Origin of the sequence: Flavobacterium sp. NRK1 (genome assembly GCF_024054175.1) — a bacterium.
Classification (GTDB): Bacteria; Bacteroidota; Bacteroidia; order Flavobacteriales; family Flavobacteriaceae; genus Flavobacterium.
Genome location: NZ_JAMXLA010000001.1, coordinates 845,943 through 859,310, shown reverse-complemented (window position 1 = coordinate 859,310; position 13,368 = coordinate 845,943). Strand labels below are relative to the sequence as shown.

The 13,368-nt window shown below is 37.9% G+C and carries 15 protein-coding genes; 9 read left to right on the top strand and 6 right to left on the bottom strand.

The annotated features are described in order from the left end of the window. Positions 1-93 precede the first annotated feature (93 nt). From NHE85_RS04145 to NHE85_RS04135, 3 genes are all read right to left on the bottom strand, one after another. The gene (locus tag NHE85_RS04145) at positions 94-702 is read right to left on the bottom strand and encodes an FAD-dependent oxidoreductase (RefSeq protein ID WP_252809940.1); all 609 of its coding nucleotides are present in this window, start codon (positions 700-702) and stop codon (positions 94-96) included. Positions 703-704: 2 nt separating this feature from the next. Beyond that, positions 705-902 carry a hypothetical protein gene (locus NHE85_RS04140; protein ID WP_252809938.1) on the bottom strand — a complete coding sequence of 66 codons (198 nt, stop codon included), beginning with the start codon at positions 900-902 and terminating at the stop codon, positions 705-707. A 74-nt stretch (positions 903-976) separates the two neighbouring features. Beyond that, positions 977-1,552, bottom strand: a complete 576-nt coding sequence (locus tag NHE85_RS04135) for a MarC family protein (protein ID WP_252809936.1) — start codon at positions 1,550-1,552, stop codon at positions 977-979. Between the two features lie 108 nt (positions 1,553-1,660). Between NHE85_RS04135 and NHE85_RS04130 the strand changes: the two genes are divergently transcribed. From NHE85_RS04130 to NHE85_RS04095, 8 genes are all read left to right on the top strand, one after another. After that, entirely contained in the window at positions 1,661-2,248 is a 588-nt protein-coding gene (locus NHE85_RS04130) for a DUF3109 family protein (protein WP_252809934.1), read from the top strand. Positions 2,249-2,493: 245 nt separating this feature from the next. Further along, positions 2,494-3,471 carry a ribonucleotide-diphosphate reductase subunit beta gene (locus NHE85_RS04125; RefSeq protein ID WP_252809932.1) on the top strand — a complete coding sequence of 326 codons (978 nt, stop codon included), beginning with the start codon at positions 2,494-2,496 and terminating at the stop codon, positions 3,469-3,471. A 74-nt stretch (positions 3,472-3,545) separates the two neighbouring features. After that, positions 3,546-5,975 carry a ribonucleoside-diphosphate reductase subunit alpha gene (locus tag NHE85_RS04120; RefSeq protein WP_252809930.1) on the top strand — a complete coding sequence of 810 codons (2,430 nt, stop codon included), beginning with the start codon at positions 3,546-3,548 and terminating at the stop codon, positions 5,973-5,975. A gap of 87 nt (positions 5,976-6,062) precedes the next feature. Then, a complete protein-coding gene (locus NHE85_RS04115; RefSeq protein WP_252809928.1) occupies positions 6,063-6,566 on the top strand; it encodes an RDD family protein in 504 nt (167 codons plus the stop codon). Between the two features lie 4 nt (positions 6,567-6,570). Beyond that, positions 6,571-7,074 (top strand): RDD family protein, encoded by a 504-nt coding sequence (locus tag NHE85_RS04110; protein ID WP_252809926.1) that lies wholly within the window; start codon positions 6,571-6,573, stop codon positions 7,072-7,074. Position 7,075: 1 nt separating this feature from the next. Continuing rightward, positions 7,076-7,300: a hypothetical protein gene (locus tag NHE85_RS04105; RefSeq protein WP_252809925.1), complete on the top strand. Its 225-nt coding sequence runs from the start codon at positions 7,076-7,078 to the stop codon at positions 7,298-7,300. Between the two features lie 28 nt (positions 7,301-7,328). Then, positions 7,329-8,039 (top strand): AAA family ATPase, encoded by a 711-nt coding sequence (locus tag NHE85_RS04100; protein ID WP_252809922.1) that lies wholly within the window; start codon positions 7,329-7,331, stop codon positions 8,037-8,039. A 15-nt stretch (positions 8,040-8,054) separates the two neighbouring features. Further along, entirely contained in the window at positions 8,055-9,395 is a 1,341-nt protein-coding gene (locus NHE85_RS04095) for a deoxyguanosinetriphosphate triphosphohydrolase (protein WP_252813275.1), read from the top strand. A 71-nt stretch (positions 9,396-9,466) separates the two neighbouring features. Here the strand turns inward: NHE85_RS04095 and NHE85_RS04090 are convergent, their stop codons facing one another. The 3 genes from NHE85_RS04090 to NHE85_RS04080 are packed head-to-tail and all read right to left on the bottom strand — an operon-like array spanning position 9,467 to position 12,777. Beyond that, positions 9,467-10,417, bottom strand: a complete 951-nt coding sequence (locus NHE85_RS04090) for a DUF3078 domain-containing protein (protein WP_252809920.1) — start codon at positions 10,415-10,417, stop codon at positions 9,467-9,469. Positions 10,418-10,461: 44 nt separating this feature from the next. Continuing rightward, on the bottom strand, positions 10,462-12,228 hold the full coding sequence (locus NHE85_RS04085; RefSeq protein WP_252809918.1) for a 1-deoxy-D-xylulose-5-phosphate synthase: 1,767 nt from the start codon (positions 12,226-12,228) through the stop codon (positions 10,462-10,464). Between the two features lie 36 nt (positions 12,229-12,264). Continuing rightward, complete coding sequence (locus NHE85_RS04080) at positions 12,265-12,777, bottom strand: hypothetical protein (RefSeq protein WP_252809916.1); 513 nt, start codon at positions 12,775-12,777, stop codon at positions 12,265-12,267. 104 nt (positions 12,778-12,881) lie between these two features. Here NHE85_RS04080 and NHE85_RS04075 point away from each other — a divergent pair, with 104 nt between their 5' ends. Beyond that, positions 12,882-13,325: a nucleoside deaminase gene (locus tag NHE85_RS04075; protein WP_252809914.1), complete on the top strand. Its 444-nt coding sequence runs from the start codon at positions 12,882-12,884 to the stop codon at positions 13,323-13,325. The last annotated feature ends 43 nt before the right edge of the window (positions 13,326-13,368 follow it).

The following is a 13,368-nucleotide window of genomic DNA, read 5'->3' as shown; positions in this document are numbered from 1 at the left end:
TGCCTAAGTATAAAATACAAAAGCCCGAAATAGAATTTCGGGCTTTTGTATTTTAAGAGTCAGATTGAAGTTTGTTTGCCTGCTGCAATCTGATTATTTTCTGATACTATCGTGATATTGAGTCTGCTTGCCGTCATTCCACAAAGTAAGAATGTCTGTGCCTACTGCCGCACCGCTTCCTGCCGCAATGGCAAGCTGGCTGCGATGGCCTGCAAGTGTACCTACAGCATAAATGCCTTCGGCTACCAGGTGGTCTTCGTTTTTAAGCTGAATCCGGTTTTTTTCAGGAATGGCTTTTTTATGAGGGATTACATAATCCATAAGGCCCTCTATGGCAAATGTGCCCGCAGATCCAATAGCAACAACTACAGCTTTTGTTTTATATGAACTTTTGTTTGTTGTAACTGTAAAATTTCCCGCCTCACCTTCAATACTCATTACTTTTTCGTTTGCTATTTGTTCCATTTCCGGATATAATGAACTTAACTGACTAAGACTGGTTTCCATAAGGGTTGATCCTAGCGTTCCGGCAGGAATGCCATAAGCATTGTTAAAAAGTGCATCTTGTAAAGAAGTTGATTTCTGATGGGTAAATATTCCTGCTTTTTTGCCTTCGGCATACGGCCTTTTTAGTGCAGAACCTATAATAAGCGCGCATGATACGCCTGAAACGCCACCACCAATAATTAAAACGTCAAACATATTTAGTGTCTTGTTTTTTCTTCAATATTCTTAGAAGCTTTAAAAATAAACAGTATGCAAACAGCACACAATGAAGCTACAATGCCTATTAATGCTACAAGACTGTCGCCTCTGAAAATGTTATTAAAATCAAGAAGGGTAATGTTAAATACTATAAGTGCAAGTGCAAGTACTATTAAAATGTAAATAAAAATTTTCATTGTTTAGAGTTCTTAGAATAATGTAGTGAGTAGTAAGGTTGGTTTTTAGTGCGTGAATTTAAGAAATATAATTATTACAGAAACAATTGTTTAACATTAGCTGCAAATAATTTAACAGCTATGGCAAGCAAAATTACTCCAAAAACTTTTCTTATTACGCTAAGCCCGTTAACGCCAAGTACTTTTTCTATGCGCGAAGAAGATTTTAGTACAGCGTAAACAACAATAATATTTATTATTATAGCAATAATAATATTTATTTTTTCATATTCAGCCCTTAAGGAAAGCAGTGTAGTCATAGTTCCTGCCCCTGCAATAAGCGGAAAAGCTATGGGTACAATAGAGGCTGTACTGGGGCTGTCTTCTTTATAAAGGCGTATGCCTAAAATCATTTCGAGGGCAAGAAAGAAAAGCACAAATGAGCCTGCAACGGCAAATGAGCTGGCATCTATACCAATAAGTTTAAGTATTTCTTCTCCTACAAAAAGAAAAACTATCATAATAACCATAGCTACTATAGATGCTTTTTCGGACTGTATGTGGCCAAGTTTGTTTCGCAGGTCTACAATAATAGGAACGCTGCCTATTATATCGATCACTGCAAACAGCACCATACTTATAGTAAATATTTCTTTCCAGTCAAATCCCATTGCTAAATATTTTAATCGGCAAAATTACCCTTAATAATTAACAGCAACAAACAATTTTACAGGATTTTGGCTACTCCCAATATTGCTAACTTTGTTTATCTTTGCGGCATGTTTCAACTGGGTAAAACAATAGTGTCTGAAGACATACTGGAAAAAGAGTTCGTTTGCAATCTTTCTGCCTGCAAAGGGGCTTGTTGTGTAGATGGTGATGCGGGTGCGCCGCTGAATGAAGAGGAAACCGGAATACTGGAGGCTGTATATCATAAAGTAAAATCTTTTTTAAGAAAAGAAGGTATTGCTGCGATAGAGGCTCAGGGAACATGGGTTAAAGGAACCGATGGCGATCTTGAAACGCCGCTTATTGATAATAAAGATTGCGCTTATGTAATTTTTGACGGTAAAACTGCGCTTTGCGGCATTGAACAGGCTTATAATCAGGGTTTGATTGACTGGAAAAAACCTGTGTCGTGTCATTTATATCCTATCCGTATAAAAGACTTTACAGAATTTGCTGCGGTAAATTATGACAAATGGGATATTTGTGACGATGCCTGCTCTTTAGGTAAAGAACTTGAAGTGCCCGTTTATAAATTTGTTAAGGAAGCGCTTATTCGCCGCTTTGGTGAAGATTGGTATGCCGAACTTGAAAAGGTAGCTGCCGAGCTTAAAGATAACCCTGTGCAAAGAAGACGTTAATACCTTTAAAAACATACGTTTTCACTCTGTTTTTTACGAAAAAATCGTTATATTTATGTTTTGCAATATATTGTAAATCAATATATTGCAAATATAGCGGGTTGTTGTAAGAATTTTTCTGTTGTTAAAAACTATAGTCAATTGTGAATAAGTTTGGCTTTCATTTTTTAATTCAAATGCCAATCTTTGTATTCCCCCTTACGACAATGTCATCTATTCTTTAATACTATAAAAGTCAAAACAATATGTCTGCAATTGAACCTATTTTACAGGAAAACAAAAACCGTTTTGTGATCTTCCCTATAAAACATCATGATATATGGGATTGGTACAAAAAAATGGAGGCGAGTTTCTGGACGGCTGAAGAAATTGACCTTCATCAGGATCTTAACGACTGGAACACCAAGCTTAGCGAAGATGAAAAATATTTTATTAAGCACATTCTTGCCTTTTTTGCAGCATCTGACGGTATAGTGAACGAAAATCTTGCAGAAAACTTTGTAAATGAGGTGCAGTATGCAGAAGCTAAGTTTTTCTATGGTTTCCAGATCATGATGGAAAATATCCATAGTGAAACATATTCTCTTCTAATAGATACCTATGTTAAAGATGAAACGGAGAAAAATGAGCTGTTTCATGCTATTGAAGTATTTCCTGCAATTAAGAAAAAAGCAGAATGGGCACTTAAATGGATAGAGTCTGACTCGTTTGCTGAAAGGCTTATTGCTTTTGCAGCTGTAGAAGGCATTTTCTTTTCAGGGGCATTTTGTTCTATTTTCTGGCTTAAAAAGCGCGGGCTTATGCCGGGACTTACCTTTTCTAACGAATTAATTTCAAGAGATGAAGGTGTTCATTGTGATTTTGCAGTGCATTTGCATAATCATCACCTTATAAACAAAGTGTCTAAAGACAGGATTAAAGAAATTCTTATAGATGCATTAAATATTGAGAGAGAATTTATTACCGAGTCGCTTCCGGTTAGCCTTATAGGAATGAATTCAGTACTGATGACACAGTACCTGGAGTTTGTAACCGACAGGCTGCTTGTGGAGCTTGGCTGCGAAAGACAATATAACGTGGGTAACCCGTTTGACTTTATGGATATGATTTCGCTTCAGGGTAAAACTAACTTCTTTGAGAAAAGAGTTTCTGAATACCAGAAAGCGGGAGTTATCAAAAATGAAGGTGATTCGCAAAAAATTAGCTTTGACGCCGATTTTTAATAAAAACAAACCTCTAACCAAATGCAGGCGTGCTGTATGCAGCACACCGATTATTAACCTAAAATTATTGCCATATGTATGTAGTTAAAAGAGACGGAAAAAGAGAGCCGGTAATGTTTGATAAAATTACCGATCGAGTAAGGAAACTGTGCTATGAACTGAATGAACTGGTAGATCCTGTTAAGGTGGCAATGCGTGTTATTGAGGGATTATATGATGGGGTAACCACATCTGAACTTGATAACCTTGCAGCAGAAACTGCTGCGTCTATGACGATTACCCACCCTGATTATGCACAGCTTGCTGCGCGTATTGCGGTGTCTAACCTTCATAAAAACACTAAAAAATCGTTCTCTGAAACGATGACCGATATGTATCATTATGTAAACCCGAGGACAGGGCAGGAAGCGCCTTTACTGTCTGATGAGGTTTATGAGGCTATTATGGCAAATGCCGAGGTACTGGATTCTACAATTATATATAACAGGGACTTTAATTACGATTACTTTGGGTTTAAAACCCTTGAGCGCTCTTATCTGTTGAAAATTAACGGACAAATTGTTGAAAGGCCTCAGCATATGCTTATGCGTGTATCTGTTGGTATTCACCTAAATGATATTGAATCGGCTATAGAAACCTATGAGCTGATGTCTAAAAAATTCTTTACCCATGCTACGCCTACATTATTTAATGCAGGTACGCCAAAACCGCAAATGTCATCATGTTTCCTTCTTTCTATGAAAGATGATAGTATAGATGGTATTTATGACACACTAAGAAATACAGCTAAAATATCACAGTCTGCAGGTGGTATCGGTTTGTCTATTCATAATGTAAGGGCTACAGGTTCTTATATTCGTGGTACAAATGGTACATCTAACGGTATTGTGCCTATGCTTCGTGTATTTAATGATACAGCGCGTTATGTAGATCAGGGCGGAGGTAAACGTAAAGGCAGCTTTGCGGTTTATATTGAGCCTTGGCATGCTGATATTTTTGATTTCCTTGATCTAAGAAAAAATCATGGTAAAGAAGAAATGAGAACGCGTGACCTGTTCCTGGCTATGTGGATTCCTGATTTGTTTATGAAACGTGTTCAGGAAGACAGCACATGGACTCTAATGTGTCCTAATGAGTGTCCGGGCCTTTATGATGTTCATAGTGAAGAATTTGATGGTCTTTACCTTAAATATGAAGCTGAGAACAAAGGAAGAAAAACAGTTAAAGCACGTGAGCTTTGGGAAAAAATACTTGAATCTCAAATTGAGACTGGCTTACCGTATATGCTTTACAAAGATGCGGCTAACAGAAAATCGAACCAGAAAAATCTTGGTACCATAAGGTCTTCAAACCTTTGTACAGAGATTATGGAATATACATCACCGGATGAAATTGCGGTATGTAACCTTGCTTCTATTTCTTTGCCAATGTTTGTTGAGAACGGTAAGTTTAACCATGACTATTTATACCAGGTTACTAAGCGTATAACGCGTAACCTTAATAAAGTAATAGACAGGAATTATTACCCGGTTAAAGAGGCTGAAAACTCTAACATGCGCCACCGTCCTGTTGGGCTTGGTGTTCAGGGCTTGGCAGATGCGTTTATATTAATGCGTTTACCATTTACAAGTGATGAGGCTAAAGCATTAAACCAGGAAATATTTGAAACTATTTATTTTGCAGCGGTTACTGCTTCTATGGAATTGGCAAAAGAAGAAGGTGCCTATTCAAGTTTTGAAGGATCTCCTATTTCTCAGGGAGAGTTTCAGTATAACCTTTGGGGCTTAACTGATGCTGATTTAAGTGGCCGTTGGGACTGGGCTTCGCTTCGTAAAGAAGTAATGGAGCATGGTGTAAGAAATTCACTGCTTATGGCGCCAATGCCAACAGCTTCTACATCGCAGATATTAGGCAACAACGAGGCGTTTGAGCCTTATACATCTAATATATATACCAGAAGGGTGCTTTCGGGAGAGTTTATTGTTGTAAACAAACACCTTCTTGAAGATCTTGTAAACCTTGGCTTGTGGAATGAAAACCTTAAGCAGGAAATTATGAGAGCAAACGGATCGGTACAGAATATAGATATCATTCCTCAGGATATAAAAGACCTTTACAAAACGGTTTGGGAAATGAGTATGAAGGATATTATAGATATGTCACGCCAAAGGGGTTACTTTATCGACCAGTCGCAATCACTTAACCTGTTTATGGAAGGTGCTACATTCTCTAAACTTACATCTATGCACTTTTATGCATGGCAAAGCGGCCTGAAGACAGGTATGTACTATTTAAGAACCAAAAGTGCTGTGGATGCTATTAAGTTTACGCTTAATAATGATAAAAAAGTTGAGGTGGTGCCGGAAATCGCAGCAGCTCCAAAACCGGCAGTTACAGCAGGAACAGCAGAAGATGTTCAGCCTATTGCAGTAAGTGAATTTCAGGCTATGCTTGAGCGCTCAAGAACTGCAGATCCTGAAGATTGTGAAATGTGCGGATCTTAATAAAGAAGATGAATAAATTTTCATAAAAATAGAATAAGGAGCAATTTGCTCCTTATTTTTGTTTTCTAACCAAAACAATTATTATTTATGGAAACAGTTACCGGAGTGGCAATCAGCCCGGCAATGTTAGTGCCTTGGTATAAAAGGCTACTGAATTTTGTTATTGATATTCTTGTTGTTTGTTTAATTTTCATCATATTAGGTGCTATAGCGGGAATTTTATCGCTTTTTGGCTACAATGGTTTTGCGCTGTGGTTTGATAAATGGGACGGCTTAACCGACAGGCTTGTAACTACTCTGGTAATGGTAACCTACCTTTTTTTAATTGAGGTGTTTACTCAAAGAAGCGTAGGTAAATTTATTACAGGAACCATAGTTGTTTCAGAAGACGGAACAAAACCTGAGGCAAGAAGTATTATGATAAGAAACCTTTGCAGAATATTAAGTTTTGAAGCACTAAGTTTTTTGGGCAGTAACCCAAGGGGCTGGCATGATTCGGCATCGGGTACTTATGTTGTAGATGCTAAAAAATATAAAGAGGCTCTGGAATCAAGACAATCGTTTGACCAAATAGGCCTTGAACAAAATTAAAAAAATGCAGAAACCTGTTGAAATAACCTTTGGTATGCTTGCTTCCCGCAATAAAAGGTTTGTAAACTTTATTTTAGACAGTATAATAGTTACCATAATTCAGCTTGCTGTTTCCATGGGTTCAAACTGGATATATGATAATTATGGGCAGGAAGGGTTTTTAATAGGCCCTCCTGTTTTGGGTAATTTTAAATATACCCTGCTTGGCCTTGGTTTAAATATAGTTTACTATGGCCTGTTTGAATCGTTAAACATGCGCACGGCAGCTAAGTATGTTACAAACACAATGGTAGTAAACAGGGACGGTACACAACCCGATAATGCCCGTATTTTATTGCGAACATTATGCAGGCTTATTCCGTTTGAAGCAATTACGTTTCTTGGTCGTCCGCCAATAGGTTTTCACGATAACCTGTCTAAAACACTGGTGGTAGACATATATGAATTTGAGAAAGCACAAAGGGCCGCAAAAATGAAGGATATAAATAATAACGAAGAAAAACGATAATATGTCTAAAGATAAAAAAGGGGTGTATTCCGGACTTATAGAGAAAGACGAGAATGGTAATTATTTTTGTGGGGAATACCTGCTTGATTATCAGCATGTGGAAAAAAGCTTTAAAGTTGGAGATAAAATAACTATTAAATCGGTTATAGATAATCCAAGTGATAAGAGTATAGAGCAATATCCTAAGAAATCACGTGATTTCTTTTTATTCAACAACAAAAAGTAACTTTGCATAGCAATTAAAATAATACAGGTTGAGCGCATTATTTTTTACAGACAGAACCGAGGTTGATATTAACGATGTTGTTTTTAACGATGCCGTTGCTGTACAGATTGAACAGTTTTTAAAAGAATACCGCTTTAGGGAAGTGCTGGAACAGTATGAGCTGCCTGTAAACAATAAAATGCTTATGTATGGCAAAACGGGGTGTGGTAAAACCATGACTGCAAAAGCCATTGCAAAAGTGCTGGACAGGAAACTTATAGTTGTTAACCTCTCTAATATAGTTTCATCTAAACTGGGAGAAACGGCTAAAAATGTAGCTGCATTGTTTAAAGAAGTGAGTTATCATGATGCTGTGCTGTTTTTTGATGAATTTGATACTTTAGGGCAGGTACGTGATTATGACAGCCGCGACAGCAGCGAGATGAAGCGTGTAGTGAATGCAATTTTGCAGTTGGTAGATAATTTTCCGTCTAACTCTGTTTTAATTGCAGCTACCAATCAGATCAAGATGATAGACGAAGCACTTATACGGCGTTTTGAGTTAAGGCTTGAATTTACATCGCCTGCAAAAGAAGTGCTTAATACTTATTACGAGAGGCTGCTGGCCAAATATCCGGCAGCGTTTCAGACTATAGAACGTAAATATGATATCTCTTTTGCCGAGGCAAAAAATGAAGTGTTTACACAGGTTAAAAATAATATTATTCAGGCAGAGCTGGCAAAGTCAGGCATAAACTAAATCATAAATAAAATGATGAAATGGGAACAGCTACTGTCGCTTAAAAGGCAGGGCGATACAAGCAAAAGGTTACGTAAAGAACAGGACGATACCCGTTTGGGTTTTGAAGTGGATTATGACCGTATTATATTTTCGTCGGTTTTTAGAAGCCTTCAGGATAAAACGCAGGTAATACCCCTTTCTAAAACTGATTTTGTGCATACGCGCCTTACTCACAGCCTTGAAGTATCTGTAGTAGGACGTTCGTTAGGAAGGCTTGTAGGTAAAAAGATCATCGAAAAACATCCTTACCTTCAGGATATTCATGGTTACCAAATGAATGATTTTGGGGCTATTGTAGCTGCGGCTGCATTATCTCACGATATTGGTAATCCTCCATTTGGGCATTCGGGAGAGAAAGCTATAGGTGAATATTTTAAAACAGGAAGAGGACAGCAGTATAAGGAACAGCTTACCGATAAGCAATGGCAGGATCTTATAGATTTTGAAGGCAATGCCAACGGGTTTAATCTGCTTACAGCTTCACGCCCCGGCATTGAGGGCGGATTAAGAATATCATATGCTACGCTTGGTGCTTTTATGAAGTATCCTAAGGAGTCTTTGCCTAAAAAACCAACTAATAACATTGCCGATAAAAAATATGGCTTCTTTCAGTGCGATAAGGCTTTCTTTCAGGAAGTAGCAGCAGAGTTAGGACTTATTCCGAATAAAACGGGAGATGATATAGGATATGAACGTCATCCGCTGGCGTATCTTGTTGAGGCAGCCGACGACATTTGCTATACTATTATAGACTTTGAAGATGGAATTAACCTGGGACTTATTTCTGAAGATTTTGCCTTAGAATATTTAATAAAGCTGGTTAAGGATAATGTTCATGTAGAAAAATATAAATCGCTTGTTACTAAAGAAGACCGCATAAGCTACCTGCGTGCACTGGCGATAAGCAGCCTTATCGGCGATGCTGTAAATGTTTTTCTTGAAAACGAAGAGGCTATATTGCAGGGGAAATATCCTTATGCACTTACCGAACGTGGTAAATATACCGCGCAAATGAAGGACATTATTAATATAAGCATTAAAAATATTTATCAGAGCCGCGAAGTAGTAGAGAAGGAGGTTATTGGATATAGAATAATTAATACGCTTCTGGATACTTTTTGTACGGCCTATAACAACACATTTGAAGGTAAAGCAAGTAACTATGACAAGCTTATAGTAAAGCTGCTCCCTGAGAAGTTTATTACAGAAAAAATGAACCTGTATGACAGGCTGCTTCATATTTGCCATTTTGTATCTACACTTACAGATGGAAAAGCTGTGTTATTGTATAATACAATTACAGGAGCAAAATAAAACACTAACAAATACTAAAAAAGGCAGGAACTTTAAAAGTTTCCTGCCTTTTTTAGTAGCTATATTTATGCTTAAAAACTATAGCTTAAGCCTACGCCTATCATTTGTTTAAGCTGTATTCTTGGGCCTTCGGTAACCTGCTCACCATCTCGTTCAACCTTGTTTTTAATGTCGTCATCATAAATCATATGCATGCCAACATTTGCCTTTACGTACTGATTTACAGTAAGGTCAAGCTGCATTTGCCAATCAACGTCAATATTACCAAAATTATTCAGGTAGTCTGTATAAAATACAAAACGGTTGTCCAGCATTATGTTGGTAAAAATTTGTCTTTTAAACTGATTGGTGATTAATATACCTAATTCAGTACGTGAGTTTTTACCCGATTTTATAATGTTTCCGTCAGCATCTTTGATTGCAGCGTCAACCCCAAAAGCCCCCTGATCGGCAAGCGTATTGTTTAAAACAAGAGTTGTTTTGTCTGTAAGAGGAGAAAAATAGGCATTAAGCCCTAAATCTTTACGGATATACTCGCTACCAATCCCCAGAAAGATGTAAGCCGGTGAAAAAGGCCCAGATATTTCATCTTCGGTATTTGGATAATTATAACCGTTGGCAAATTGTGTCTTAAAATTAAACTTGGCACTATAGTACCAGTTAGAAATTGTATCAGTTCTATATCCAAAGGTAGAGTTAAGCTCTATCTGGTCATCGGTTTTTCTTGTTCCCTGATCCTGCTGCCTGTTAAGCCCGAATTTAAGGATAAGTTCGTTGTTCCAGTTGAGATTTCCTTTTACATACTTCCTTACGAAGGCACCCTTTACAACACCTGCCACAGAGTTATTGCCTCCTACATTCCAGTTTACAAAAGCTACCTGATTAATATCAAGGCCTACCCGGTTTGTTTTTTCCCAGTAAGTTATGGTATCGGGTAAAGTGGTTGTTACTAATATTTGTGCTTTTAATGTATGGCTAAATGCAATGCATAGTAATGCAAGTATGCAGGCTTTTATTCTCATTCTGAACAGTTTTTTGGAAATGTGATGCAAAAGTCGGCATTTTTTCAGTAAGCAGAAAAAATATCTTTAAGGCTTTTAACGTCAATTCCGCAATAATGTTGTAGCTGGTTTACTGTTCCGTGTTCAATAAAGTTATCAGGAATTCCTAAGTTTCTAATTTTCAAAGTGTAACCATTTCTTGTCGCGAAAGCTGCTATTGTACTTCCAAAACCACCTGTAATGCATCCGTCCTCAATTGTAACAATTTCTTCATGTTGCCTGAATATTTCATGCAAAAGAGCTTCGTCCAGCGGTTTTATAAAGCCAAAATCATAATGAGAGAACAAGGAAGCATTGTCAATTTGTGCCAATGCCTTAGTTACATTATTGCCTATAGTACCTGTAGATAATACAGCTACCTGAGAGCCTCCTCTTAAAAGGTTTGCTTTTCCAATTTCAATAGCTTTAAAAGGCTGAAGCCAATGCAGGTTTTCTCCTCTGCCACGCGGGTAGCGTATAGCAATAGGGTGGTCTAGCCCTAGCTGGGCAGTATATAAAATAGTACGTAAGTCGATTTCATTTAAAGGCGCATAAATAATAAGATTCGGAATACAGTTTAGATATGCAATGTCAAATACTCCGTGATGCGTTGCCCCGTCTTCGCCAACAAGACCTGCACGGTCAAGACAAAATATAACAGGAAGGTTTTGCAACGCTACATCATGAATTAGCTGATCATAGGCTCTTTGTAAAAAAGTAGAGTAGATATTGCAATAAACAATCATACCTTGTGTAGCCATACCGGCAGCTAAAGTAACGGCATGTTGTTCGGCAATACCAACATCAAAAGCACGGTCAGGAAAAGCTTCCATCATAAATTTCATGGAACTCCCTGATGGCATTGCAGGAGTAATACCTATTATTTTGTCATTTTGCTTTGCCAGTTCAACCAGTGTAAGCCCAAAAACATCCTGGTATTTTGGTGGCAGGTTTTCGTCGGCTATTGCAAGAACTTCTCCGGTAATACGGTCAAACTTGCCGGGAGCATGGTATTTAACCTGATCTTCTTCGGCTTGTTTTAGTCCTTTTCCTTTTGTAGTTATAATGTGCAGGAACCGTGGTCCTTTGTTATTTTTAAGCCTCTCAAGTTCTTTTAATAAAGCAGGCAGGTCATGTCCGTCTATCGGGCCGCTGTAATCAAAGTTAAGCGACTTTATCATGTTGTTATCGCGGGGGTTAGTACCTTCTTTTACCTGAGTAAGATAATTTTTAAGTGCCCCGACACTTGGATCTATACCTATGGCATTGTCATTTAATATAACAAGCAGGTTAGCATCGGTTACCCCTGCATGGTTAAGCCCTTCAAAAGCCATACCCGATGCAATAGATGCATCGCCTATAACGGCAATATGGTTTTTATCTTCTCCCTTTAGTTTAGACGCAATAGCCATACCTAAAGCTGCTGAAATTGATGTACTGCTGTGGCCCGTGCCAAAAGTGTCATATTCACTTTCACTACGTTTAGGAAAACCGCTTATGCCGCCCAATTGTCTGTTAGTATCAAACTTGTCTTTACGGCCTGTGAGTATTTTATGTCCGTAAGCCTGATGGCCTACGTCCCAAACCAAAAGATCGTCGGGTGTATTAAAAATATAATGCAATGCAATGGTAAGCTCGGTAACGCCAAGACTGGCACCAAGATGGCCTTCTTTAACCGAAACTATATCTATAATAAAACTGCGCAGTTCCTGTGCCAATTGCGGCAATTGTTCAGTGCTGAGTTTTCTCAGGTCTGCAGGATCATGAATGCTGTTTAATAAGGTATTTGCCATTACTTGAAATAGAATAGCAAATTTACGATATAAAAATTAGTTATTCGTGGATTTGTGTATCCGGTTATTCGTTGCTTTTTGCTGTTCAGCCCTCGTTGGGGTAATAGAGTCCTGAGGGTACTTTACCATTCCCATAACAACGTGTTCATTTTTGCGGTCAGGGAGAGGCGGGGGCGGCAAAGTTATTGTGTCTTCCGATGTTTCAACGATTTCTCCGGTCAAATGGCTATCCTCTTTACAACTAAAAAGTATCGATCCCATAGTTACCAACAATGCAAGCAAAAATACATTGATGAATTTTGTCTGTGAATACAAAACCTTTTTCGGAATACTAACAGAATTTTTTTCCTGTAATTGTTCATTGCTAAACCGTCCACATATTTTTGTATTCCTGTTGGCTCTAAGATAGATGATTATTTCATCATTATTCATTTCCGTAAAATCAACAACCGTTTTACTACATAAACTGCAAAAACGACCTTGTTCATCCGGAGTCATAGCACCCCAGTTTTCGTGACAGGGTTTTGGGATTGAGAATTGGCTTTTCATGCTGGTCAGGTTTTAAATTCTAACGCATCAATGGGAACAAATCGTATGTTAAATTTAAAGATTTATTTTCAGGGCTTTGTAATCAAAATCGTATTTTTGTTTTTATGGATAATATTTTTACTCACGAGTATTTCATGAAAAAAGCACTGCAGGAAGCTCAGGAAGCTTTTACCAGAGGTGAAATACCTGTAGGTGCAATTGTAGTAGTAGATAACAGGGTAATTGCAAAATCACATAATCTTACAGAATTGCTTAATGATGTTACTGCCCATGCCGAAATGCAGGCGGTTACCGCTGCTGCTAATTTTTTAGGAGGTAAATATTTAGCCAATTGTACATTATATGTAACGCTTGAGCCTTGCCAGATGTGTGCCGGTGCTTTATACTGGAGCCAGATAACAAGGGTGGTATATGGTGCTGCCGATGAACATAGAGGATACAGGACTATGGGAGGGAAGCTCCATCCGAAAACAGAAATTGTTACTGGTATTATGGAGCAGGAATGTGCCGCTTTAGTAAAAGATTTTTTTAAACAGCGAAGGGGCTAAGTGTATAAAATATAGTGAATTAAAGGGTTTTGAAATTATTTTT

Excerpts from the sequence above, each read along its gene's own strand:
- NHE85_RS04125 (WP_252809932.1), top strand. The coding sequence starts at position 2,494 with ATGTCTGCAATTGAACCTATTTTACAGGAAAACAAAAACCGTTTTGTG.
- NHE85_RS04120 (WP_252809930.1), top strand. The coding sequence starts at position 3,546 with ATGTATGTAGTTAAAAGAGACGGAAAAAGAGAGCCGGTAATGTTTGAT.
- NHE85_RS04140 (WP_252809938.1), bottom strand. The coding sequence starts at position 902 with ATGAAAATTTTTATTTACATTTTAATAGTACTTGCACTTGCACTTATA.
- NHE85_RS04130 (WP_252809934.1), top strand. The coding sequence starts at position 1,661 with ATGTTTCAACTGGGTAAAACAATAGTGTCTGAAGACATACTGGAAAAA.
- NHE85_RS04075 (WP_252809914.1), top strand. The coding sequence starts at position 12,882 with ATGGATAATATTTTTACTCACGAGTATTTCATGAAAAAAGCACTGCAG.
- NHE85_RS04115 (WP_252809928.1), top strand. The coding sequence starts at position 6,063 with ATGGAAACAGTTACCGGAGTGGCAATCAGCCCGGCAATGTTAGTGCCT.
- NHE85_RS04105 (WP_252809925.1), top strand. The coding sequence starts at position 7,076 with ATGTCTAAAGATAAAAAAGGGGTGTATTCCGGACTTATAGAGAAAGAC.
- NHE85_RS04085 (WP_252809918.1), bottom strand. The coding sequence starts at position 12,228 with ATGGCAAATACCTTATTAAACAGCATTCATGATCCTGCAGACCTGAGA.
- NHE85_RS04145 (WP_252809940.1), bottom strand. The coding sequence starts at position 702 with ATGTTTGACGTTTTAATTATTGGTGGTGGCGTTTCAGGCGTATCATGC.
- NHE85_RS04095 (WP_252813275.1), top strand. The coding sequence starts at position 8,055 with ATGAAATGGGAACAGCTACTGTCGCTTAAAAGGCAGGGCGATACAAGC.
- NHE85_RS04135 (WP_252809936.1), bottom strand. The coding sequence starts at position 1,552 with ATGGGATTTGACTGGAAAGAAATATTTACTATAAGTATGGTGCTGTTT.
- NHE85_RS04110 (WP_252809926.1), top strand. The coding sequence starts at position 6,571 with ATGCAGAAACCTGTTGAAATAACCTTTGGTATGCTTGCTTCCCGCAAT.
- NHE85_RS04090 (WP_252809920.1), bottom strand. The coding sequence starts at position 10,417 with ATGAGAATAAAAGCCTGCATACTTGCATTACTATGCATTGCATTTAGC.
- NHE85_RS04080 (WP_252809916.1), bottom strand. The coding sequence starts at position 12,777 with ATGAAAAGCCAATTCTCAATCCCAAAACCCTGTCACGAAAACTGGGGT.